Annotated in this window: 23 protein-coding genes; 9 read left to right on the forward strand and 14 right to left on the reverse strand. The window is 72.4% G+C overall.

Going from position 1 to position 21,566, the window contains the following annotated elements:
- The first annotated feature begins 9 nt into the window (after positions 1-9).
- Together ITX44_RS24710 and ITX44_RS24715 are read left to right on the forward strand one after the other, a co-directional pair.
- Entirely contained in the window at positions 10-897 is an 888-nt protein-coding gene (locus ITX44_RS24710) for an alpha/beta fold hydrolase (protein WP_205359563.1), read from the forward strand.
- Positions 898-992: 95 nt separating this feature from the next.
- Entirely contained in the window at positions 993-1,133 is a 141-nt protein-coding gene (locus tag ITX44_RS24715; protein ID WP_205359564.1) for a DUF8834 family protein, read from the forward strand.
- A 115-nt stretch (positions 1,134-1,248) separates the two neighbouring features.
- On the opposite strand, the gene ITX44_RS24720 is transcribed toward ITX44_RS24715, so the two are convergent.
- The 3 genes from ITX44_RS24720 to ITX44_RS24730 form a co-directional block, all read right to left on the reverse strand.
- On the reverse strand, positions 1,249-1,857 hold the full coding sequence (locus ITX44_RS24720) for a MarC family protein (protein ID WP_205359565.1): 609 nt from the start codon (positions 1,855-1,857) through the stop codon (positions 1,249-1,251).
- 227 nt (positions 1,858-2,084) lie between these two features.
- Positions 2,085-2,942 (reverse strand): PHP domain-containing protein, encoded by an 858-nt coding sequence (locus tag ITX44_RS24725; RefSeq protein ID WP_205359566.1) that lies wholly within the window; start codon positions 2,940-2,942, stop codon positions 2,085-2,087.
- 202 nt (positions 2,943-3,144) lie between these two features.
- Positions 3,145-3,783 (reverse strand): DUF6758 family protein, encoded by a 639-nt coding sequence (locus ITX44_RS24730; RefSeq protein ID WP_205359567.1) that lies wholly within the window; start codon positions 3,781-3,783, stop codon positions 3,145-3,147.
- Between the two features lie 430 nt (positions 3,784-4,213).
- Between ITX44_RS24730 and ITX44_RS24735 the strand changes: the two genes are divergently transcribed.
- A complete protein-coding gene (locus ITX44_RS24735; protein WP_205359568.1) occupies positions 4,214-5,179 on the forward strand; it encodes a DMT family transporter in 966 nt (321 codons plus the stop codon).
- A 26-nt stretch (positions 5,180-5,205) separates the two neighbouring features.
- Here the strand turns inward: ITX44_RS24735 and ITX44_RS24740 are convergent, their stop codons facing one another.
- On the reverse strand, positions 5,206-6,339 hold the full coding sequence (locus ITX44_RS24740; RefSeq protein WP_205359569.1) for a magnesium and cobalt transport protein CorA: 1,134 nt from the start codon (positions 6,337-6,339) through the stop codon (positions 5,206-5,208).
- 358 nt (positions 6,340-6,697) lie between these two features.
- On the opposite strand from ITX44_RS24740, the gene ITX44_RS24745 reads away from it, so the two are divergent.
- Complete coding sequence (locus ITX44_RS24745; RefSeq protein ID WP_205359570.1) at positions 6,698-7,294, forward strand: suppressor of fused domain protein; 597 nt, start codon at positions 6,698-6,700, stop codon at positions 7,292-7,294.
- A gap of 71 nt (positions 7,295-7,365) precedes the next feature.
- Positions 7,366-7,866: a hypothetical protein gene (locus ITX44_RS24750; protein WP_307795470.1), complete on the forward strand. Its 501-nt coding sequence runs from the start codon at positions 7,366-7,368 to the stop codon at positions 7,864-7,866.
- Between the two features lie 3 nt (positions 7,867-7,869).
- Here the strand turns inward: ITX44_RS24750 and ITX44_RS24755 are convergent, their stop codons facing one another.
- A complete protein-coding gene (locus ITX44_RS24755; RefSeq protein ID WP_205359751.1) occupies positions 7,870-8,559 on the reverse strand; it encodes a hypothetical protein in 690 nt (229 codons plus the stop codon).
- 471 nt (positions 8,560-9,030) lie between these two features.
- Between ITX44_RS24755 and ITX44_RS24760 the strand changes: the two genes are divergently transcribed.
- The 3 genes from ITX44_RS24760 (at position 9,031) to ITX44_RS24770 (ending at position 12,254) form a co-directional block, all read left to right on the forward strand.
- A complete protein-coding gene (locus ITX44_RS24760; protein ID WP_205359572.1) occupies positions 9,031-10,428 on the forward strand; it encodes a magnesium transporter MgtE N-terminal domain-containing protein in 1,398 nt (465 codons plus the stop codon).
- Entirely contained in the window at positions 10,418-10,993 is a 576-nt protein-coding gene (locus ITX44_RS24765; protein WP_205359573.1) for a DUF1003 domain-containing protein, read from the forward strand. Before ITX44_RS24760 ends, ITX44_RS24765 begins: the two co-directional genes overlap by 11 nt.
- 103 nt (positions 10,994-11,096) lie before the next feature.
- Positions 11,097-12,254 (forward strand): Mrp/NBP35 family ATP-binding protein, encoded by a 1,158-nt coding sequence (locus tag ITX44_RS24770; RefSeq protein ID WP_205359574.1) that lies wholly within the window; start codon positions 11,097-11,099, stop codon positions 12,252-12,254.
- 145 nt (positions 12,255-12,399) lie between these two features.
- Here the strand turns inward: ITX44_RS24770 and ITX44_RS24775 are convergent, their stop codons facing one another.
- The 4 genes from ITX44_RS24775 to sigE all read right to left on the reverse strand — a co-directional run bounded on the left by ITX44_RS24775 (position 12,400) and on the right by sigE (position 15,620).
- A complete protein-coding gene (locus ITX44_RS24775) occupies positions 12,400-13,032 on the reverse strand; it encodes a hypothetical protein (protein WP_205359575.1) in 633 nt (210 codons plus the stop codon).
- A gap of 267 nt (positions 13,033-13,299) precedes the next feature.
- Positions 13,300-13,782 (reverse strand): sec-independent translocase, encoded by a 483-nt coding sequence (locus ITX44_RS24780; RefSeq protein WP_205359576.1) that lies wholly within the window; start codon positions 13,780-13,782, stop codon positions 13,300-13,302.
- A 213-nt stretch (positions 13,783-13,995) separates the two neighbouring features.
- The gene (locus ITX44_RS24785) at positions 13,996-14,832 is read right to left on the reverse strand and encodes an anti-sigma factor family protein (RefSeq protein WP_205359577.1); all 837 of its coding nucleotides are present in this window, start codon (positions 14,830-14,832) and stop codon (positions 13,996-13,998) included.
- On the reverse strand, positions 14,829-15,620 hold the full coding sequence (gene sigE, locus ITX44_RS24790; protein ID WP_205359752.1) for an RNA polymerase sigma factor SigE: 792 nt from the start codon (positions 15,618-15,620) through the stop codon (positions 14,829-14,831). The genes ITX44_RS24785 and sigE overlap by 4 nt, the downstream gene beginning before the upstream one ends.
- A gap of 201 nt (positions 15,621-15,821) precedes the next feature.
- On the opposite strand from sigE, the gene ITX44_RS24795 reads away from it, so the two are divergent.
- Entirely contained in the window at positions 15,822-16,457 is a 636-nt protein-coding gene (locus tag ITX44_RS24795; RefSeq protein ID WP_205359753.1) for an O-methyltransferase, read from the forward strand.
- A gap of 87 nt (positions 16,458-16,544) precedes the next feature.
- Here ITX44_RS24795 and ITX44_RS24800 read toward each other — a convergent pair whose 3' ends face one another.
- The 5 genes from ITX44_RS24800 to ITX44_RS24820 all read right to left on the reverse strand — a co-directional run bounded on the left by ITX44_RS24800 (position 16,545) and on the right by ITX44_RS24820 (position 21,566).
- A complete protein-coding gene (locus ITX44_RS24800) occupies positions 16,545-16,712 on the reverse strand; it encodes a DUF3117 domain-containing protein (protein WP_069464762.1) in 168 nt (55 codons plus the stop codon).
- A 253-nt stretch (positions 16,713-16,965) separates the two neighbouring features.
- Positions 16,966-18,546 (reverse strand): acyl-CoA mutase large subunit family protein, encoded by a 1,581-nt coding sequence (locus tag ITX44_RS24805; RefSeq protein ID WP_205359578.1) that lies wholly within the window; start codon positions 18,544-18,546, stop codon positions 16,966-16,968.
- 53 nt (positions 18,547-18,599) lie between these two features.
- Entirely contained in the window at positions 18,600-19,637 is a 1,038-nt protein-coding gene (locus ITX44_RS24810) for a 3-oxoacyl-[acyl-carrier-protein] synthase III C-terminal domain-containing protein (RefSeq protein ID WP_205359579.1), read from the reverse strand.
- Positions 19,638-19,713: 76 nt separating this feature from the next.
- Positions 19,714-20,676, reverse strand: a complete 963-nt coding sequence (locus ITX44_RS24815) for a hypothetical protein (protein ID WP_205359580.1) — start codon at positions 20,674-20,676, stop codon at positions 19,714-19,716.
- Between the two features lie 152 nt (positions 20,677-20,828).
- Positions 20,829-21,566, reverse strand: a complete 738-nt coding sequence (locus ITX44_RS24820) for an SDR family NAD(P)-dependent oxidoreductase (protein ID WP_205359581.1) — start codon at positions 21,564-21,566, stop codon at positions 20,829-20,831.

A 21,566-nucleotide genomic window follows, 5' to 3' on the forward strand; every position in this document is an offset into this window, starting at 1 on the left:
TCTTCCGCCATGAGTCGACCCACTGCCCTGGAATTGCCGGAGAACGTGACGGCCCGTCGGCTGGAGACGTCTCGCGGCTCCTTCGCGGTGCTGGACGCCGCACCGGACGGGACGGCTCCCGCCCGGGGCACCGCCTTGCTGATCCCCGGGTTCACCGGGAGCAAGGAGGACTTCCTGGACCTGCTGGCGCCGCTGTCGGGCGCCGGGTTCCGGGTCGTCGCGGTGGACGGCCGCGGGCAGCACGAGTCCGGCGGTCCGCGGTCGGAGCAGGCGTACGCGCAAGGAGAGCTGGGCGCCGACGTGACGGCGCAGGCGGCGGCGCTCGTGGCGGCGTCCGGCCCGGACACGCCGCTGCACCTGCTGGGGCACTCGCTGGGCGGCCATGTCGTACGGGCCTCGGTGCTGGCCGACGGCCCGGCGCCGTACACCTCGCTCACCCTGATGAGCTCGGGCCCGGCCGCGATCTCCGCGGACCAGCAGCAGCGGACCCAGCTCCTGGTGGACTTCCTGCCCACGACCGACATGGAGACGGCGTGGCAGGTGATGCGCTCGATGGACGGTGAGGGGCGGGACGGCGAGCCCGCCTGGCTGACCGAATTCCTGCACCGGCGCTGGGTGACGACCGTTCCCGAGCAGTTGATCGCCACGGCCCGGCAACTGATGACCGAGCCCGACCGGGTGGCAGAACTTGCCGCGGTGCCGCTGCGCACCCTCGTACTGTCCGGCGAGGAGGACTACGCCTGGCCGGTGCCGCTGCTGGACGAGATGGCCGAGCGGCTCGGTGCGCCGCGCGTGGTGATCAAGGGAGCCGGGCACTCCCCCAACGCGGAGCGGCCGGCCGAGACCGCCGCCGCGCTGATCGCCTTCTGGTCGGGTGACCAGTCCCTTTCCCGCTAGTAGATGCGCGCGCACAATTTTCTTTAGGGTAGGGAATAGTTCGAAGGGGGTGTTCGTTGACGACACATGTAACGCGCGACGAAGGGAGAAACCCAGTGCGTTTCGAGATCGTGCGGCTCGACGACCAGAACGGCAATGCCGTGGACAGCACCGTCGTGGATGCCTCTGCCGTCAGCAAGATCGTCCAGCAGGCCGCTGCCCTCGGGCAGCGCATCTACATCCGTCCCGCCGAGTAACACCCGCAAGCACGTCGGGCCCACGGCCCGCCGCGCCCGTACGCGACAGCGCCCCGTACACCGAGGTACGGGGCGCTTTGGCGTTCCGGGGCGGCTACGGCGGCCGATCGTGGCGTCACCCCTGCCCGTGCACGAAGCCGAAGATCCCGTTCGCCACCGACTGCACGGCGATGGCCGACAGCAGCATGCCGGACAGGCGGGTCACCAGGACCACCCCGCCCTCCTTGATCACCCGGATGATCGCCAGCGAGTAGCGCATGGTCAGCCACAGGACCGCGTGCATGGCGAGGATGGCCAGCCACACCGCCGCCTGCGCGCCGAAGCCGTTCGCGTGCTGCACCGCGAGGATCACCGTCACGATCGCCCCCGGTCCGGCCAGCAGCGGCATGCCCAGCGGCACCAGGGCGACGTTGACGTCCTTGGTCTGGGTGGGCTCGTCGGCCTTGCCGGTCAGCAGGTCGAGCGCGATCAGCAGCAACAGCAGCCCGCCGGCCACGCGCAGCGCCGGCACCGAGACGTGCAGGTAGTCCAGGATCTGCTGGCCGCACACGCCGAACACGGTGATCACGCCGAACGCCACGCCCGCGGCCTGCCACGCCATCCGGCGCTGCACCTTCGCCGCCCGCCCGGAGGTCAGCGCGAGGAAGATCGGCGTGATCCCGGGCGGGTCCATGATCACGAACAGCGTGAAGAAGACGGACCCGAACAGGGTGAGGTCGAACATGGCAGGGGGACACGGCTTTCTGTGCGTGCGGATGTCCGTGTGCCGGGTGGGTGCCCGGGAGGTGTCATCCGTGAGGTGTGTACGGGCGGGTCGCCGCGTGTCGTGCGGCGGACGGCCGGCCGCGCGCGGACGTGCCTGCGTACGGCCGTGGGACGGCGGCACCGGGCGCGTGGGCGTTCCCGGGGCCGGCGGACGGCGTTCCGGGCCGGCGAGGGGCGCGAGTGCGGCTAGACCTGGGTGATGGGCTGGGCGCCGGTCGCGCGCCGGGCGATCTCCCGGTAGACCTCAGGGTCGGTGGTGCACGCGCCGAGCGGGACGGGCTTGCGGGAGCCGTGGTAGTCGGAGGACCCGGTGGTCAGCAGGCCGAGGTCGGCGGCCAGGCCGCGCAGCCGGGCCCGGGTGGGCTCGTCGTGGTCGACGTGGTCCACCTCCAGCCCGTCGAGGCCGGCCGCGGCCAGTTCCGCGATCACCGGATCGGGCACGGTCTCGCCGCGCTTGTGGGCGCCGGGGTGGGCGAAGACGGTGACCCCGCCGGCCGCCTTGACCAGCCGGATCGCGTCGAAGGGGTCGAGTTCGTGCTTGGGGGCGTACGCGCGTCCGTCGTTGGCGAGCCATTCGGCGGTGAAGGCGTCGGAGACGGTGGGCACCACACCGAGGTCCACCATCGCGGTGGCGATGTGCGGGCGGCCGACCGAGCCGTCGCCCGCGATCCGCTGCACCTGCTCCCAGGTCACGGGCACGCCGAGGGCCTGGAGCTTGCCGACCATGGCCTGTGCCCGCGGCACCCGGTCGTCGCGGACGAGCTCGCGTTCGCGGTACAGCTCGGGCTCGGCGGGGTCGAACAGGTACGCCAGCATGTGCATGCTGATCCCGCCCACCCGGCAGGACAGCTCGGCCCCGGTGACCAGCGTGAACGGCCGGTCCAGCCCGGCCAGGGCGCCGGCCGCCTCCGCGTGCCCGGCCACGGTGTCGTGGTCGGTGAGCGCGATCACGTCCAGCCCGGCCGCGGCGGCGGCGCGCACCACGTCCGCGGGGCTGTCCGTACCGTCGGAGGCCGTGGAGTGGGTGTGCAGGTCGATGCGCACGGACTCGGACTCCTCGGGACACTCGCGGCCACGGGCGGCCCGTCATGGACAGGGCAACCACAGAAGGGGGACGAAGACAAGGATAGCGTCCCGTCGTACCTGTGATTCACAGGTACGGTCACCCGAGTGCCTTACGGTTCGGTCTCGCGAGTAGGTACGGACCGGCGATCGCCGGGGTGCCGGGATCCCGGCCCGGAAGGCGTCAGCCGAGCAGGCGCGGGGAGAGGGCGCCGCAGGGGACGAGATCGGCCTCCAGGCCCGCGTCGCGCAGGTCGGTCAGGACCAGTTCGTCGTACATGAGCAGCCCGGTCTCCTCGGGCCACACGACGGCCCACAGCCACATGCCGAGCGCCTCACCGGCGAAGACCACCCGGTCCCCGGGGGAGCCGTCCACGTGCCAGAGCGGGGTGGGCCGGCCCGCCGCGAGCACCTTGGCGGCCGGGGGCTTGTCGACGGACATGGCCGAGCCCGGGTCGAGTCCCTCGATCCCCGCGAACCGGGCGCCGAGCCCCACGCCCAGCTCCTCGGCGACCAGGATGAGCTCGCCGGGCCCGCCGAGCGGCCCCGGTCCCGAGCAGGCCACCGCGGTGGCCCGGCCGCCGGTCCGGTCGTCGCCTGCCGCGGCCACCCCGGAATACAGCCAGCCCACCGGCAGCGGCCACGGCATCCACACGGGCACCTTGGCGTGGTTCACCACGACGCCGAGGGCCTCCACGCTGGGCGGTACCACGGGCTGCAACGGGTGCACCGGCCCATGCGCCTCGCACTGCCAGGAGTCGGAGAAGAGGCCGGGCGCCCTGACCCTGCGACCGCACTTCGGGCAACTGGGTTCGCCCCTCATACCGATCCACGGTCCTCCAGGGCTGTGCCCACGTCAAGGACGATCACCCGTCCGGGTCTGCCGACCCGGACGGGGTTCGCCGGGATACCCCTCCGGTCGGGGCCCGCCTGGCGGCGGGGGGCTCGCCGGGGGTACCCGGGGCCGCGGCTGCGCCGCGGGGCTCACCTGTCGGCGGGCGGTTCGCCGGGAGTGCCCCGAAGGGGCGCGGGGAACTGCGCGACCAGCCCACCTCCGTGGCGCGGGTCGCCACCGGCCCAAAGGGGCAGTTGCTGTCGCATCCGGACCACCGGCCGGTGGCCGGTTGCTCGCGCAGTTCCCCGCGCCCCTGGGTACCCCGGGCTCGACCCTCGACAGGTGCTTGCCCTACACACGGGCCTTACGCTGAGCGGCGTACCCGCAAGCCGTTGCGGTGAAGAGCCCGAGGAGATCCGTGACCGCCCCCCAGCGAACTGCAGCCGCAGGCACGAGCGGCGGGGCCGGCCCCGCACGGCAAGGGGGGCAGCCGCACGGGCAGACGGCAACCGCAGGACGTTCGCTGGACCTCGTACTGCTGGCGATAGCCGTCTCAGGGGTGTCGCTGTCGGCACCCCTGATCGCGTCGACGGCCGCCCCCGCGTTGGCGATCGCGTTCTGGCGCAACGCCATGGCCGTGGGCGTGCTGACCCCGGTCGCGCTGTGGCGGCACCGGAGCGAGCTGCGCAGCATAGGGCGCCGGGCGCTGGCGATGTCCGTGCTGGCCGGGCTGGTGCTGGCGCTGCATTTCGGGCTGTGGCTGCCCAGCCTGAACATGACGTCGGTGGCGACGTCGACCGCGCTGGTGACGACGACGCCGATCTGGACCACGCTGATCCTGCGGGCGCGCGGGCACCGTCCGCCGGGCATGGTGTGGGCGGGCACGGCGCTGGCCGTGGTCGGCGTGGTGCTGCTCACCGGCATCGACCTGTCCACGGACACCCGGGCGCTGGCCGGTGACGCGCTCGCGCTCGGGGCGGGCATGGCGGCGGCCGGTTACGTGCTGCTGGGCGCCGAGGTGCGCAGGACCGCGAGCACCACCGCGTATACGTACGTCTGTTACGGCACGACGGCGGTCGCGCTGCTGGCCGTCTGCCTGGTGTCCGGGTCGGCGCTGGGCGGCTGGGACGGCAGGACGTGGCTGAAGATCGCCGCGCTGACCGTGGCCGCGCAACTGCTCGGCCACTCCCTGATCAACCGGGTGGTCCGGGGGCTGGGCCCGTCCACCACGTCGACCGCGATCCTGCTGGAGACGCCGGGCGCCGCGCTGGTGGCCGCGGTGTGGCTGGGCCAGCGGCCGCCGGTCGCCGCCTATCCGGCGCTGGCGGTGATCCTGGCCGGTCTCGCCCTGGTGGTGCTCGCCGACCGGCGCAAGGCTTCCTAGGCGCTGCCCGGGGGGGTTCCCGGGACCTACAGCCAGCCGTTGCGGCGGAAGCCGCGGTGGATCGCGTAGCAGATGGCCAGGATGCCGACCAGGGTCGCCGGATAGCCGAAGGTCCAGTGCAGCTCGGGCATGTGGTCGAAGTTCATCCCGTACACGCCGGTGATCATGGTGGGGACGGCCAGGATCGCCGCCCAGGCGGTGATCTTGCGCATGTCCTCGTTCTGCACCACCGTGGCCTGCGCGAGGTTGGCCTGGAGGATCGAGTTGAGCAGGTCGTCGAAGCCGGTGACCTGCTCGTGCACCCGGGCCACGTGGTCGGCCACGTCCCGGAAGTACTTCTGGATCTCCGGGTCGACCAGCCGCATCGGCCGCTCGCCGAGCAGCTGCATCGGGCGCAGCAGCGGGGAGACGGCCCGCTTGAACTCCAGCACCTCGCGCTTGAGCTGGTAGATCCGGCCGGCGTCGCCGCCACGCGACGGCTTGCCGTTCACCGCCGAGAAGACGTCGATCTCGACCTCGTCGATGTCGTCCTGCACCGCTTCGGTGACCGCGAGGTAGTCGTCCACCACCTGGTCGGCGATCGCGTGCAGCACCGCCGAGGGGCCCTTGGCCAGCAGCTCCGGGTCGTCCTCCAGCCGGTGCCGCAGTGCCCGCAGCGAGCCGTGCCCGCCGTGCCGTACGGTGATCACGAAGTACTGGCCGGTGAAGACCATCACCTCGCCGGACTCCACCACCTCGCTGGTCGCGGTGAGTTCGGCGTGCTCGACGTACCTGATGGTCTTGAAGACGGTGAACAGCGAGTTGTCGTACCGCTCCAGCTTGGGCCGCTGGTGGGCGTGGATCGCGTCCTCCACGGCGAGCGGGTGCAGGCTGAACTCCTGGGCGATGCCGGCGAATTCCTGCTCGGTCGGCTCGTGCAGGCCGATCCACACGAAGCCGTTGCTGCCGTCGCACTGCTCGGGGGTGCGGCCGGCCCGGACCATGGCCAGCGCCTCGCGCACGTCCATGGTGTCCGAGCAGCGCACGCCGTTGCGGTACACCGCGCAGTCCACCACCGCACTGGAGTTCGTGACGGGGGCGGCCGGACCGTAGTCGTACGACACGGAGTTCTTGCGCAGCGCGGGACGGACGACAGCGCGCAGATCACGGATCATCGACATGGCAAGCTCCTTCACGGACTGGCCGACGGCGGGGCGCCGTACTGAAATGCTGATCAGGACTCAGGTGATCACCAGGCAGTTCAGGGCGCTCTTCCGCGCGGGCCGCAGCCCGCGGACAAGTCGTGAGTTCGCGCGTTTCAGGGCCGGGGAGCCGGGTATGGAACGCGAGGGCTCAGCGCACGCGACGGCGCACGGAAGAGCTGTTGGTACTGCACGGTCGACTGGGATCCATGTCAGCCCCACCTCCTCCGGCCGGTCCCCACGTAAGGGACGGCGTACGCGAACGCTCCACCTTACCAAGCGCCGGAAGTCCCCCGGTCGACCTTTGCGCGTTCGATACGCGTTCTATGCTCCCCGTATGGCAGATGTTCTGGCGCTGGTCGAGGCTCAGCTGCGCGAATCCTTCGGTGAGCCGGACGCCCGGGCCGCCGTCACCTTCCTCGGCGCCGAGCGGATCGAAGTGCTTCGCTTCGCTTCTTCCGCGGACGGCCGGCCCCTCGTGCGCTACGTCACCCTCGGCATGTCCGCCCGGCCCATGACCGACCCCCTGGACACCGCCCCCGATCCCCTCCGCGGGCCGCGCGCCGAGCTGATCCTCTCGCTGCGGGCCGGCGCCGCAGACACCGACCAGGTCCTCCGGCCGCTCGCCGTCCTCGCCGCCTCCCCCCAGGTCGAAGGGGTTGTCATCGCCCCGGGCAACTCCCTCGACACCGGCGAGCCCCTGTGGCCCCGCGCCCCCTTCTCCGCGGTCCTCGTCGCCGAGAACGGTGGCCTCGTCCCCGATCTCCCCCTCGACGACCCCCTGGACCCGGTCCGCTTCCTCCCCCTCCTCCCGATGACCCCCACCGAGGCCGCCTGGAAACGGGTCCACGGCGCCCCCGCCCTTCATGAGCGGTGGCTCACCCACTCCACGGATCTGCGTGATCCTCTGCGGAGGGCGGTGCCCCTCTCCTGACGGAGGGCGGCACCTCAAGGGGCGCTCCCGGCGAACCGGGCCGCCGCCAGGCGGGGCCTAGGGTGGTGGGCGTGAAGACAGAAGAAGCCGCCTTGGTCGAGGAGGCCACGAAAAAGTCCGGCCTGGTGTGGGTGAACGGCAGAGCCCTCTGGCATGGGTGGGCCGGGGGCGGGCTGTGTGTGGTCGGGGGGCCCGGGGAACAGCCGTTGCCGGGGCTGGTGGACGGCGGGGCGGCGACCGTGACCGTACGGTCCAAGGACAAGGGCGGCCGCCTGGTGACGTGGACCGGAAAAGCGGAGCTGCTGGCGCCCCGGAGCGAGAAATGGGACGCGGCGGTCGCGGAGCTGAAGGGGCGGCGGCTGAACGCGCCCGACGGCGAGCACATGGTGGAGCGGTGGGCCCGGGAGTGCGAGGTGTTCCGGGTGGTGCCGGAGGGCGAACTGCTGGAGGCGCCGGGCACGATGCCCGCGGGTTCGGGGGCCGCCGTGCCCGTGGCGACCCCGGCGACCACCCGTGGCGAGGTTCCGGCCGCGCTGCCGCGCCTGCTGGCCCGCCGCCGGAAACGGGCCTAGCCGCTACTTCTGGCCGAGCGACTTGCCGTAGTCGACCACGTCGGACTTGCCGGGCGCGACCAGGGAGAAGTCGTCGCCCCAGTCGGAGAGGGTGAGGGTGCCGGCGCCACCGGCGCGCTGGTAGCGCAGCGGGTAGGGGGCGCCCTTGAGGGAGACGTCCAGGGAGCCGCCGGCACTGCCGTTCAGGGCGATCGTCTTGGTGCCGGCCACCTGGCGGTGGTCGCCGCGGGTGAGCGAGCCGCTCAGCACGAACAGCCCGGAGAGCAGCACCTTCTTGTCCGTGAAGCCGCTGAACTGGGCGTAGGCCGGATCACCCGGCGGCACCTTGACGTACTTGCCGTTGAGCTCGGCCGCCGCGGCCTGCGCGTCCTTGGAGCCGCTCACCCCGTAGAAGTCGGCGTTCGCCTTCAGGTACAGAGCGCTGCCGACGCGCAGCAGTTGGAAGGTCGCGCCCTTCGTGGTCACCTCGCCGACCCCGCCGTCGGCCCGCAGCCGCATGTCGAGCCGGTACGTCGAGCCGCCGCTCGCCACCGTGCCGGACAGCCGTACCGCGGTCGCCGTATCGGCCGCGGCCTTGGCCTGCGCCTCTATGGTCGCCGGCGGCAGCTTGCCCACTCCGTTGGTGCCCGCGTCCGGGTTGCCGCCGAGCCCGAGGCACCCGCTCAGCAGGGTCCCCGCGGCGACCACTCCCATGACGAGGCCGGCGGGGCGGCCGGCGGAAGCGTTACGCACGGGTTCGGTTCCCCCTCGGAACGGGTTGGGCTGAAGCTACCGCACGGTACCGCGGCGGGGGTCCCCCGCGCCCCCCTACGGTTCGCCGGGAAAACCCAGGGGCGCGGGGATCACGCGCGCTGCGGCAACACCGGAGTACCCAGGGGCGCGGGGAACTGCGCGACAAGCCCACCACCGTGGCGCGGGTCGCCACCGACCCAAGGGGGCAGTTGCTGTCGTTCCCGGACCACCGGCAGTCAGTGGTTGCTCGCGCAGTTCCCCGCGCCCCTATGGGGCACCGGGCGCCCATGATCCGCCCGGAGTAGCCTTGCCCCGAGTGACGTAGCGGGTCAGTACGGCTCGTGCCGCACGGCCGGGTGCGGGCCGTCCCGCACAAGCACAAGCCGAAGCACACTCGCTACGCAAGCGCAGCCGAACGCAGGAGGCAACCGAATGGTCGCGGGCGCCCCCCGGGTTTTCGTCTCGCACCTGTCCGGGATCGCCGTGTTCGATCCGAACGGCGAACAGGTGGGCAGGGTGCGCGATGTCGTGGTGATGATGCGGGTCGGCGGCCGGCCGCCCCGGGTGCTGGGGCTGGTCGTCGAGGTGATCAGCCGGCGCCGGATCTTCCTGCCCATGACCCGGGTCACCGGCATGGAGTCGGGCCAGGTGATCACCACCGGCGTGGTGAACATGCGCCGCTTCGAGCAGCGCTCGACCGAGACGCTGGTGCTGGCCGAGCTGCTGGACCGCCGGGTGCGGCTGCTGCGGCGCGAGCACGAGCACGAGGACGGGGCGGCCGAGGTCACCGGGGAGACGGCGGACGAGGAGGCCGGCGAGGAGGCCACCGTCCTGGACGTGTCGATGGTGCGGCTGCCGGCCCGCAGGGACTGGGAGATCGACAAGGTCTTCGTGCGCCGGGGCAAGGACGGCCGGCCGCAGTCGCGCGTGGCGCTGCCGTGGAAGGGCTCCGGCGGGCGGCGCGGGGGCGAGACGCTGACCGTGGACTGGTCGGAGGTGAGCGGCTTCTCGCTGCGCGAGGAGAGCCAGGGCGCGGCCAGCCTGGTGGCGACCTTCGAGCAGCTGCGCCCGGCCGACCTGGCCAATGTGCTGCACCACCTGTCGCCCAAGCGGCGCGGCGAGGTGGCCGCGGTGCTCGACGACGACCGGCTGGCCGACGTGCTGGAGGAGCTGCCGGACGACGACCAGGTGGAGATCCTCGGCCGGCTCAAGGAGGAGCGGGCCGCGGACGTGCTGGAGGCGATGGACCCGGACGACGCGGCCGACCTGCTGGCCGAACTGCCGGGCGACGAGCAGGAGCGGCTGCTGATGCTGATGCAGCCGCACGAGGCCGCGGGCGTACGGCGGCTGATGTCGTACGAGGAGCGCACCGCGGGCGGGCTGATGACCACCGAGCCGATCGTGCTGCGGCCGGACGCGACCGTGGCGGACGCGCTGGCCCGGATCCGCGAGCCGGACCTGCCGCCGGCGCTGGCCGCGCAGGTGTACGTGTGCCGGGCGCCGGAGGAGACGCCGACCGGGAAGTACCTGGGGCTGGTGCACTTCCAGCGGCTGCTGCGCGACCCGCCGTTCACGCTGCTCGGCTCGATCGTGGACACCGACCTGCAACCGCTGGACCCGCAGACACCTCTTCCTGCCGTGACGAGCTTCCTGGCGACGTACAACATGGTCTCCGCACCCGTGGTGGACGACAGCGGCTCCCTGCTGGGCGCCGTCACCGTCGACGACGTGCTGGACCACCTGCTCCCCGAGGACTGGCGGGAGCACGAACTGCACAGCCCGGCGGACGAGACGGAGCGGGAGATGACGGAGGCGGCCGATGGCCGGTGAGGACCGCGAGCGCGGCCAGGCGCGCCCGGCCGGCGCCACCGCGGCCCCCCGGCCGCGCAGCCGTCTCGACCAGCCGCGCGAGCCGCGCCGCAGTGTGCTGCCCACCTACGACCCGGAGGCGTTCGGGCAGATGTCCGAGCGCATCGCGCGCTTCCTCGGCACCTGGCGGTTCATCCTCTGGATGACCGCCGTCATCGTGGTGTGGCTGTTGTGGAACGTGTTCGCGCCCCCGGTGGCGCGGTGGGACCCCTATCCGTTCATCTTCCTGACGCTGGTGCTCTCCCTCCAGGCGTCGTACGCCGCCCCGCTGATCCTGCTGGCGCAGAACCGGCAGGACGACCGGGACCGGGTCAACCTCGAGCAGGACCGCAAGCAGAACGAACGCAGCATCGCCGACACCGAGTACCTGACCCGGGAGATCGCGGCGCTGCGGGTGAACCTCGGCGAGGTCGCCACCCGCGACTGGATCCGCTCCGAACTCCAGGACCTGCTCCGGGATCTCGACGGCCAGGTGCACCCCGGGCGGGCCAGGACCGCGGAGAACGGCGACGGGCGCGGACACTGAACCGTCCCGGACGTCCGTGCCGGGTGGCTCGCGTGTCTCCAGGGGCCGCGGAAGCGCCGGGGCACTGAAGGGGGACTCGAGCCCACAGCCGTACCATCGACGTATGGCTACCGCTACGTACCGCCCGACGCCGGCCGAGGACGCAGTCCGCGCCGCGCTCGCCACGGTCAACGACCCGGAGATCCACAAGCCGATCACCGAGCTCGGCATGGTGAAATCCGTGGACATCGCCGACGACGGGACGGTCGCCGTGGCCGTCTGGCTCACGGTCGCCGGCTGTCCGCTGCGGGACACCATCACCCAACGGGTGTCGACCGCGGTCGGCGGGGTGGCCGGGGTCACGGCGGTGCGGGTGACGCTGGACGTGATGAGCGACGCGCAGCGCAAGGACCTGGCGTCGTCGCTGCGCGGCGGCCAGGCCGAGCGGGAGATCCCGTTCGCCCAGCCGGGCTCGCTGACCCGGGTGTACGCGGTCGCGTCCGGCAAGGGCGGCGTCGGCAAGTCGTCGGTCACCGTCAACCTGGCGGCCGCGATGGCCGCGGACGGCCTGAAGGTCGGCGTGGTGGACGCGGACATCTACGGTCACAGCGTGCCGCGCATGCTCGGCACCGACGGCCGGCCCACCCAGGTGGAGAACATGATCATGCCGCCGTCGGCGAACGGCGTGAAGGTCATCTCGATCGGCATGTTCACCCCGGGCAACGCGCCGGTGGTCTGGCGCGGTCCGATGCTGCACCGCGCGCTCCAGCAGTTCCTGGCCGACGTGTACTGGGGCGACCTGGACGTGCTGCTGCTGGACCTGCCGCCCGGCACCGGCGACATCGCGATCTCGGTGGCCCAGCTCGTGCCCAACGCGGAGATCCTGGTCGTGACCACTCCGCAGCAGGCCGCGGCCGAGGTCGCCGAGCGGGCCGGGTCGATCGCGGTGCAGACGCACCAGAAGATCGTCGGCGTGGTGGAGAACATGTCGGGCATGCCGTGCCCGCACTGCGGCGAGGTGGTTGACGTCTTCGGCACCGGCGGCGGCGACCGGGTCGCCGAGGGCCTGACCCGGACCACCGGGACCACCGTGCCGGTGCTGGGCCGGATCCCGATCGACGTCCGGCTGCGCGAGGGCGGCGACGACGGCCGCCCGGTGGCGCTGACGAACCCGGAGTCCCCGGCCGGCGCGGCCCTGCGCGGTATCGCGGGCAAGCTCACCAACCGGTCCCGCGGGCTGGCCGGGATGTCGCTGGGGATCACCCCGCGCAACAAGTTCTGACGCTCGGGCGCGGGCGTACGGAGCCTGGACGCAGGGCCCGAACGCAGCGCCGAACATACGGAAGGGGCGGTCGCTTCGGCGGCCGCCCCTCTTCGTTCCGGGGACCTTCGGGGCCCTTCCGGGACCCTTCAGTCCGGGCCCGGGCTCACTCCACGTAGTCGGTGATGTCCTTGACCACGGACAGGCCGAGCCCGTACGCGCTCATGCCGCGCCCGTACGCGCCCAGGTGCACGCCGCTGGCGGAGCCGGCCATCACCCAGCCGTACTCCGATTCGCGGTAGTGGAAGGGGGTGGGGATGCCGTCCACCGGAAGGGTGAGGGTGGACCAGCCGGAGCCGGTCAGGTCGTCGGCGAGTTCCCAGGCGGCCGCGGTCTGCTGGTCCAGCCAGTCCTGGCGCAACGCCCGCTCCATGTGGGCCGGCCAGGTGCACGACAGCAGGCCCGAGCCGGCCAGCCAGGCGGCCGAGGCGACCGAGGTGGCCTCCAGGGTGCCGGTGCCGTCCGCGCTGCGCCGTACCGGGCGCTCGGCGACCGTGACGACCACGGCGAACCGCAGCCCCTCGGGGTCGGACAGGTCGGCCTTGAGGGTGGGCTCGTCGCCGTGGCCGGTCGAGCCGTACTCCACGGTGCCGTCCGCACTGGTCCCGATCGTGGTGAGCCACCGGCGCCCGGTGAACGCCTCGTCGAGCCCGTACCACGGGAAGTCGGCCATCAAGTAGCCGTCGACCGTCCCTTGCGCCGTGCCGGCCTTCGTCTCCATTTGGGTCGCCTCCTCCATGCCCTTCTGGGCGACTTGCCATCTTGCCCGACCCCGGGTGGGTTGGGAGGCCGAAACGGCGTGGGGTGATGGCGAACACACGGAAAAAGCGCACCCAATCGGATGAAAAGCCGTATTCCGGTTGACGCAAATGACCCGGCCGGGGCGAGGCGCGGCGCAATATGGCCGAATACGGCCACCCGGGGGACCACGGGGCGGTCAGGCTCCCGCGGGCGTCGGGCGGGCGTGCGGGCCGGTCAGGTCACGCCGCAGGAAGCGGGCGAGCCGTCAGGTCGCGTCGTCGTCGAAGGGCGGCGGCTCGTCCGGGTTGAGCCGCTCACGCTTGCGCAGCATGTCCGGGGTGCCGGAACCGCCCGAGCCGCCTGCCGCGCCGGAGGCGGCCGCGCCCGTGGCGGCGGCCGGGCCGGGCTCCACGCCGTTGACGGCGTCGGTGACCTCGGCCATCTCCTTGCGCATGTCGAAGGTGTTGCGGAGGTCCTTGAGCTCGTTCAGTCCGTACTCGTCCTCTTCACCGCTCATGAGGTTCTTCCGGATGAACGTCTTGGGGTTCAGGTCCTCGAACTCGAAGTCCTTGAACTCCGGGCCCAGCTCCCGCCGGATGTCCTCCTTGGCGCTGTCGGAGAACTCCCGCACCTTGCGGATGAAGGCCATCACGTCCTGGATGACCTTCGGGAGCTTGTCCGGGCCGAAGATAAGGACGGCAAGGACCACGATCGCGACCAGCTCCAGCGGGCCTATGTCGAAGAACACCTTGCAGCTCCTTGGGACGTCCAGCCGGGACCGCGGGCACCGGCGGACTCAACGGTACCCGCAGGTGCGGCGAGCGCGGGAGTGGCTACGGCCAACACTATGCCGCGACCTGGCGAAGTCTCGGTGGTACGGCGCTCCGCGCCGCTCGTGGCGCGATCCGACAGCCGCGCCGACGCACCCAGGGCACGTACCGACGTACGTGCCCGGTCCGTGTCAGTGCAGGACGTACGTGTTGCCCGACCGCAGCGACACGGAGGTCGCCGAACTGGTCGCGGCAGCGGCGGCGGACGGGGACAGGCCCTCGGCGCCGGAGGCGCCCTGGGCGGAGGACCGCCTGCCGGTGTTCTCGCCGGGGGACTCCAGCATGCCGCGCGGCACCGCGCCGCGGGTGTCGGAGACGGAGTTGGCGCTGAGCGGGCTCACCGCCGGTCCCTCGTCCGGGCGGGCGCCGCCGTCCACCGCGGCCTCCATCGGCAGCGCGCTGCCGATGGCGATGGCCGCCATGGAGAACGCCCCGGCCGCCGCGAAGGCGAACCGCCGGCCGCGGGAGGGCTCGTGCACACGGAAGCCCCGGGAGGGGCTGCCGTCGACGCCCATCAGGTCGCGGCCGACCAGGTCGGCGGCCACCAGATCGGACGCCGGGGTCAGATAGGAGAAGCCGCGCCTGCCGCCGCCGAACGCCCCGGAGCCGGCGCCGAGCAGGCCGCCGTCGAAGGGCCCGCGTCTGCGGGCGGGTTCCTCCTCCCGTACGCGGGGTCCGTGCGCCGGACTGCCGTCGTGCGGGCCGCCGGGGCCGTCCATGCCGGGCAGCCCCTGCAGCCGGGCCATCAGCCCGGCGGAAATGGCCGGCAGCTCCGAGGCGGCGACCACGCTCTTGAGTCGCCGCTGCTCGTCCGCGGCGGCTTTGCACTGGGGACATGTCGCAAGATGGGCGAGAACCCGGTCCCTGCCGTCGCCGGTCAGTTCGCCGTCGACCAAGGCGGCCAGCCGGTCGCCGAGGTGCTGTTCGGCAGGCGTGGAAGGGTACTCGCCGGTGCCGCTACTGCTCACGCTCTCCCGCCCTCCAGGCCAGGTTTCGGTGCGGTGGCAGCAAGCGCGGGGGCCGGCCGGGCGCCGGGCGCCCGGTGCTCCAGAGCCTTGCGCAGGTGGGAGCGGCCGCGGTGGATCCGGCTGCGGACCGTGCCCAGCTTGACGCCCAGGGTCGCGGCGATCTCCTCGTACGACAGGCCCTCGATGTCGCAGAGCACCACCGCGGCCCGGAACTCCGGGGCCAGGGTGTCCAGCGCCTGCTGGACGTCCGCGTCGAAGTGGGTGTCGTTGAAGTGCTGCGCGGGCGACGGCTCACGGCTGGGCAGCCGCTCGGCCGCGTCCTCGCCGAGGGCGTCGAACCGGATCCGCTGACGGCGCCGCACCATGTCCAGGAACAGGTTCGTGGTGATGCGGTGCAGCCAGCCCTCGAAGGTGCCGGGCGTGTAGGTGGACAGGGAACGGAAGACCCGCACGAAGACCTCCTGGGTGAGGTCCTCCGCGTCGTGCTGGTTGCCGGTCAGGCGGTACGCCAGCCGGTACACCCGGGCACTGTGCGTGTTGACGATCTCCTCCCAGGTCGGAGGCGTCCACGTCTGAGGGTCCCCGGCGGCGGCGAACGTCGCGGTCTCGGGGGCCACGGCGTCCATGTCGACGGAGTCCTCGGTGTCGCGGAGAGAATCGTCAGCAGTGTTGGTCACGGATCTCGGCTGTCCGGCAGACCTGCGAAAGCGTTCGAACGCCCTTCGGTCACCGGTCGCAGCCGCACCTCCCCTGTCGGCTCTGGTGGTGTCCAGTAGAGCCCCTACCATAGCCACCTCGCCCGTTAGCTCCGGATAAGTGCGCTGTTGCCAGCGGGCGACGGCACCTGGGGCACTGCCGCCCGTCTTCCTTACGTCTGCTTAACGCGCGGTCCCATCTGCGGGTTCCCGGGCCCAGCGGATACAGTCGCCGGGCGGGGCCCGCGACCGTCGTGGGCGCCCGCCGCGGACCAGGAGAGAGCGGAGAGGGCCATTACCGGCAACCGGCAGGCGAGCTGGGCGTTCGCCGACGCTTTCGTCGCCGAGGACGACGTTCTCGTCCGCGCCCGCGCCCGTTCGCACGCGGCCGGGGTGCGGGCGGTTTCCCCTGGTACGGGCGCCGCGCTGCGGCTGCTGGCCGCCGCGGGCGACGCGAAGTCCGTGGTCGAGATCGGCACCGGGACCGGCGTCTCCGGCGTCCACCTGCTGCGCGGGATGCGCCGGGACGGGGTGCTCACCACGGTGGACACCGAGCCGGACCGGCAGCAGCTCGCCCGCGAGGCGTACCGGGAGGCCGGGTTCGCCGGGAACCGCTCCCGCTTCATCTGCGGGCCGGCCCTGGACGTCCTCCCCCGCCTCACCGACGGCGGCTACGACCTCGTCTTCTGCGACGCCGACCGGCTGGAGTACCTGGACTACCTCGACGCGGCCCTGCGCCTGCTGCGCCCCGGCGGCCTGGTCTGCTTCGAGGGCGCCTTCGCCCAGGGCCGCGCGCTGAACGCCGCCCACCAGGACGCCGAGGCCGTCGCCCTGCGCGAACTCATGCGCGCGGTCCGCGACAGTTCCCTCCTGGCCCCCGTCCTCCTCCCCACCGACGACGGCCTGCTCTGCGCGGTCCGCCACGCGTGACGCCCGGGTTCGCGCGACGGCGGCACAAAAACAGACAGCGGCCACGTACCGTCCGGTACGTGGCCGCGGCGTGCGTGAGCGCTGGTCTCAGGCGATGGCCTTCTTCAACGCGTCGCCCAGGGCATCCGCCTCGTCCGGGGTCAGCTCGACGACAAGCCGCCCGCCGCCCTCAAGCGGAACGCGCATGATGATGCTCCGCCCCTCCTTGGTCACCTCGAGCGGGCCGTCACCCGTCCGCGGCTTCATGGCCGCCATGCTCGTTCCCCTTCCTGAAACCAGCTCGGACTCGAACACATTGGTTCTCGGCCATTATCCCGCATCCCGCCACCCGATGACCAACATCGGCCAACGCAAACTTGTGACCTGCATCGATACTGCCGGGCACCAACCGCCCCCATCGTGGCCGGTAACGGGCGTGACCGACGCCGGCCACCGCGGAGCGTGACCGGCCACGGAGGGGAGTCGGCCGGTCACGCGGTCCGCGGCGGCCGGTGGTCCGGCCGTCCACTCAGAAGGCGTCGGCGGGCACGTAGGTGCCCCAGACCTCGCGCAGTGCGTTGCAGACCTCCCCGACCGTGGCCCGCAACCGCAGCGCCTCCTTCATCGGATACAGCACGTTGTCCGAACTCTGGGCCGCCTTCTGCAACGCCACCAGGGCATCGTCCACCGCTTGCTGGTCGCGGTCGGCGCGCAGGGCCGCGAGGCGTTGGGCCTGCTGTGCCTCGATGGCCGGGTCCACCCGCAGCGGCTCGTACGGCTCCTCCTCGTCCAGCTTGAACCGGTTCACGCCCACCACCACCCGCTCCCCCGCGTCGGTCTCCAGAGCGATGCGATACGCGTTGCGCTCGATCTCCTGCTTCTGGAACCCCTTCTCAATCGCCGCCACCGCACCCCCCAACTCCTCCACCCGCGCCATCAGATCCACGGTGGCCTTCTCCACGTCATCGGTGAGCTTCTCCACCACATACGACCCCGCGAACGGATCCACCGTCGCCGTCACATCCGTCTCGTACGCCAGCACCTGCTGCGTACGCAACGCCAGACGCGCCGACTTGTCCGTCGGCAGGGCGATGGCCTCGTCGAAGGAATTGGTGTGCAACGACTGCGTACCGCCCATGACGGCTGCCAGGCCCTGCACGGCGACGCGTACCAGGTTGACCTCCGGCTGCTGCGCGGTCAACTGCACCCCCGCCGTCTGGGTATGGAACCGCAGCATCCACGACTTGGGATTCTTCGCCCCGAACTCCTCCCGCATCACCCGCGCCCAGATCCGCCGCGCCGCCCGGAACTTCGCCACCTCCTCCAAAAACGTCGTCCGCGCCACAAAGAAGAACGACAACCGCGGCGCGAAATCGTCCACATCCATCCCCGCCGCAATCGCCGTGCGCACGTACTCGATCCCGTCCGCCAGCGTGAACGCGATCTCCTGCGCCGGCGACGCACCCGCCTCCGCCATGTGATACCCCGAGATCGAGATCGTGTTCCACTTCGGGATCTCCGCCCGGCAGTACGCGAAAATGTCCGCGATCAACCGCAGCGACGGTTTGGGCGGAAAAATGTACGTCCCCCGCGCGATGTACTCCTTCAGCACATCGTTCTGGATCGTCCCCGTCAACGCCCCCGCCGGGATCCCCTGCTCCTCCGCCACCAGCTGATACAGCAGCAGCAGTATCGCCGCCGGGGCGTTGATCGTCATCGAGGTGGACACCTGGTCCAGCGGGATCCCGCCGAACAGCACCCGCATGTCCTCCACCGAATCCACGGCCACCCCCACCTTGCCCACCTCACCATGAGCCAGCGGCGCATCGGAGTCATGACCCATCTGCGTGGGCAGATCGAACGCCACCGACAACCCCATCGTGCCGTTCGCGATCAACTGCCGATACCGCGCATTGGACTCAGCCGCCGTACCGAACCCCGCATACTGCCGCATCGTCCACGGCCGCCCCGTATACATACTCCGGTACACACCCCGGGTGAACGGATACCCACCCGGCTCACCCAACGCCACCACCGGATCCCACCCGGCCAGCACCTCAGGACCATAGACCGGCTCGATCGGCAGACCGGATTCCGAATCACGCGTCATAGGTCACGCCTCCGCGAAATGAACTCGATACAGGTAGGGGATGGGGGATGCCGTCAGGACGGCACGCGGACCACGGCGCAGGACCAGGTGAATCCGGCTCCTGTGCTGAGTACCAGGGCGCTCTCCCCGGCCGCGAGCAGTTTCTGCTCGGTGAGGTCGGCGATGCCCGCGAGCAGGTCGCCCGCGCCCAGGTGGCCGGTGGTCCGGCCGAAGTCCACCGGCTCGGCGCGGGTCAGGTCCGCGAGCAGCGGCACGTACTCCCCCGCCAGCAGCGGGCCCTGGAGGCGGGGCAGGACGACCAGCCGCAGGGCGGGGTCGTCGGGGGCGAGCCCGGCGTCGTCCAGGGCGGACGTCACCAGGGTGCGCAGCGCGCGGCGTTCGGTGTCGCGGTAGCCGTCGCTGCCGTGGGCCCGCAGATACGCCTTCTTGGTGCGGCGGGCGTCGACCTGCCCGGACAGCCAGCGCGGCGCCGGGGCGAAGGCGTCGTGTCCGCGGTGCATGGCCTCCAGTTCGGGTGCGGCGACCGAGGCGACGGACAGCAGCCGCAAGGCCCCGCCGGCCGGAGCGGAGTCGGCGGTCTCGCCGGCGCCGGTACGGGTCAGCAGGACCGCGGTGGCCCCGTCGCCGTACGCGACGCCGAGGTCGCCGGACCAGCGGTCGAAGCCGGGCGGGCAGAACCGGTCGGCGGTGGTGACCAGGGCCCGGTCCAGCGCCGGGTCGGCCAGCAGGTGGGCGGCGGCGCTCTGCAGGGCCGCCGCCCCGCCGTTGCACATCTGCTGGATGCCGACCGGCAGGGCCGAGCCGGCGCCCAGCCGGTCGGCCAGGTAGTGGGCCGGGGACCAGAAGTCGTGGCCCTGGTAGTAGCTCCAGGCGTGCAGCAGCAGGCGCACGGAGTCGCCCTCCCAGCCGGCCCGGCCGAGCGCGGCGCGGGCGGCCAGTTCGGCCATCTGCGGGGCGGACAGGTCGTCGGAGACGGCCAGCGCCTCGTACCCGGCGTCCTCAGCGGTGGTGCCGACGGTGTCCGGGGTCTGCCTGGTCTCGGGCAGCCAGGTCGTGGCTGCGGCGACGGTGATCTCGCCGTTGGTCTTCATCGGTCCCACTTCTGTGCGCGTCGGGTCGGTGGACTGGTACGCGTCGGGGCACGGTGGTGCGGGAGCGGTGCCGGGGTCATGCGAGGGAGGTGTCGGCGGCGGGGGCCGGGGTCCGGCCCGCGAGGAAGTCGGCGAGCAGGTCGGCGAACTCCCGTACCTCGTCGTGGCTTTCCCGCCACCGGCGGTGGTCCAGCGGAGCCAGCGCGGCGGCCAGGTCGTGGTGCAGGTCGGGCCAGGGCCCGGCCGGGGTCCTGGCCGGCACCGCGCGGGACCGCCCGGCCGGCCAGTCGTCGCCGATCATGCGCCGCAGCGCGGACTCGACGGCCTGCTCCTGTCCGGGCAGGCCGGTGGGGATCAGGTGGGCGAGGCAGGTGACGAACGCGAGCAGGTCGCGGGCGGCCAGGTCGCGCAGCCGCTGCACGATCAGGGCGGCCGGGGCGGGGCGCGCGGCGGGGCCGGCCTCCCGCAGCAGTTCGGCCGCGAGGTCGGTCCACGGCTCCCAGACCACCTGGAGGCGGGCGGCGAGCCGGCCCAGGGTGCGGGCGGTGCGGTCGGTGCGGTCGCCGGGGCCCCGCCCGGCTGCCTCGGTGGCGAGCCCGGGCAGGGCGGTGAGCAGGTCGGCGAGGTCGAGGAAGGCGGCGGCGCCCGCGGTGCCGGCTGCCACCTCCAGCTCCTCGCTGAAGACGGCGACGAGGTTGAGGCCGGCGATGCCGATGCCGTCGGCGATCCAGCTCGCCGCGACCGCGCAGTCGTCGTCCCACGCGGGGACAGCGGGCCCGGTCGAGGCCGGGTTGCCGCTGCGCGGGTTGACCCAGTCGGCGCGGCCGCGCCACAGGCCGAAGGTCCGCACGTACGTCCCGTACGGCCGGCCGTCGTCCGTGCCGGAGCCGGGCGCCGGGTCGAGCGGGGAGTCCGGGGACGTACCGGCCGACGCGTCCGGAGAGGTGCCGGCCGGCACGTCGAGGGAGCCGTCCAGGGAGTCGTCGAGAGCGCTGTCGAGTGGCGTGTGCAGGGGCCAGAACGCGGGATGCAGTGCCATGGCGGAGTCTGCCTTTCCGGTGTTCGCGGGGTCTGGTCCGGGGATGGAGGGAGCCCCCGGGGCGTGTCGTCGTGGGACCGGCCCGGGGGCGGGGCACTGCGCGGTGGGGGTGCCGGCTCAGCCGGCGGCGCGGGCCGGGTGAGCGGGAGGCGTCAGGCCCATTGCAGGCCGCCGTTGACCTCCAGGACGTGGCCGTTGACGTAGCCGCCGTCCGGGGAGGCGAGGAAGACCACCGCGCGGCCGACCTCGTCGCCGGTGCCGAGCCGGCCGGAGACCAGCCGGGTCCGGTAGTCGTCCCACACCAGGTCGTTGTCCGACAGGCGGCTGCCCATGCCCTCGCCGATGAAGCCAGGAGCCACCGCGTTGACGCGGATGCCGAGTGCCCCCAGCTCCACCGCGGCGGCGCGGGTGAGCATGTCGAGGCCGGCCTTGGAGACGCTGTAGGCGGTGGCGCCCGGGGAGACCCGGGTGGACAGCGCCGAGGAGACGTTGATCAGGGTGCCGGCGGACAGTTGCAGGTACGGCACGGCCGCCTGCATGCAGTGGAAGGCCCCGGTGAGGTTGGTGTCCAGGACCTCGTCCCACTCCTTGGGGTCCAGCCGGTGCACCGGGCCGTCCCGGGTGACGCCGGCGTTGGCCACGCAGATGTCCAGCTTGCCGAAGCGGTCCTGCGCGAAGCTCATCAGGCCGCGTACGGAGTCCGGGTCGCGCACGTCCACGTGGTGGAAGGCGGCCCGCGGGCCGGCCAGTTCGGTGATGGCCGGCATGTCGCGCTCGGAGCGGGCCGCGCACACCACCTGCGCGCCCTCGCGCAGCAGGGCTTCGGCGATGCGCCGGCCCAGGCCGCTGGTGCCGCCGGTGACGACGGCGACCTTGTGCCGCAGTCTCAT

Source organism: Actinacidiphila acididurans, from assembly GCF_016918855.1.
Taxonomy (GTDB): domain Bacteria; phylum Actinomycetota; class Actinomycetes; order Streptomycetales; family Streptomycetaceae; genus Actinacidiphila; species Actinacidiphila acididurans.

Excerpts from the sequence above, each read along its gene's own strand:
- ITX44_RS24770 (WP_205359574.1), top strand. The coding sequence starts at position 11,097 with ATGGCTACCGCTACGTACCGCCCGACGCCGGCCGAGGACGCAGTCCGC.
- ITX44_RS24760 (WP_205359572.1), top strand. The coding sequence starts at position 9,031 with ATGGTCGCGGGCGCCCCCCGGGTTTTCGTCTCGCACCTGTCCGGGATC.
- ITX44_RS24820 (WP_205359581.1), bottom strand. The coding sequence starts at position 21,566 with ATGAGACTGCGGCACAAGGTCGCCGTCGTCACCGGCGGCACCAGCGGC.
- ITX44_RS24730 (WP_205359567.1), bottom strand. The coding sequence starts at position 3,783 with ATGAGGGGCGAACCCAGTTGCCCGAAGTGCGGTCGCAGGGTCAGGGCG.
- ITX44_RS24745 (WP_205359570.1), top strand. The coding sequence starts at position 6,698 with ATGGCAGATGTTCTGGCGCTGGTCGAGGCTCAGCTGCGCGAATCCTTC.
- ITX44_RS24765 (WP_205359573.1), top strand. The coding sequence starts at position 10,418 with ATGGCCGGTGAGGACCGCGAGCGCGGCCAGGCGCGCCCGGCCGGCGCC.
- ITX44_RS24810 (WP_205359579.1), bottom strand. The coding sequence starts at position 19,637 with ATGAAGACCAACGGCGAGATCACCGTCGCCGCAGCCACGACCTGGCTG.
- ITX44_RS24805 (WP_205359578.1), bottom strand. The coding sequence starts at position 18,546 with ATGACGCGTGATTCGGAATCCGGTCTGCCGATCGAGCCGGTCTATGGT.
- ITX44_RS24800 (WP_069464762.1), bottom strand. The coding sequence starts at position 16,712 with ATGGCGGCCATGAAGCCGCGGACGGGTGACGGCCCGCTCGAGGTGACC.
- ITX44_RS24710 (WP_205359563.1), top strand. The coding sequence starts at position 10 with ATGAGTCGACCCACTGCCCTGGAATTGCCGGAGAACGTGACGGCCCGT.
- ITX44_RS24775 (WP_205359575.1), bottom strand. The coding sequence starts at position 13,032 with ATGGAGGAGGCGACCCAAATGGAGACGAAGGCCGGCACGGCGCAAGGG.
- ITX44_RS24740 (WP_205359569.1), bottom strand. The coding sequence starts at position 6,339 with ATGTCGATGATCCGTGATCTGCGCGCTGTCGTCCGTCCCGCGCTGCGC.
- ITX44_RS24815 (WP_205359580.1), bottom strand. The coding sequence starts at position 20,676 with ATGGCACTGCATCCCGCGTTCTGGCCCCTGCACACGCCACTCGACAGC.
- ITX44_RS24720 (WP_205359565.1), bottom strand. The coding sequence starts at position 1,857 with ATGTTCGACCTCACCCTGTTCGGGTCCGTCTTCTTCACGCTGTTCGTG.
- ITX44_RS24755 (WP_205359751.1), bottom strand. The coding sequence starts at position 8,559 with ATGGGAGTGGTCGCCGCGGGGACCCTGCTGAGCGGGTGCCTCGGGCTC.
- sigE (WP_205359752.1), bottom strand. The coding sequence starts at position 15,620 with ATGGTAGGGGCTCTACTGGACACCACCAGAGCCGACAGGGGAGGTGCG.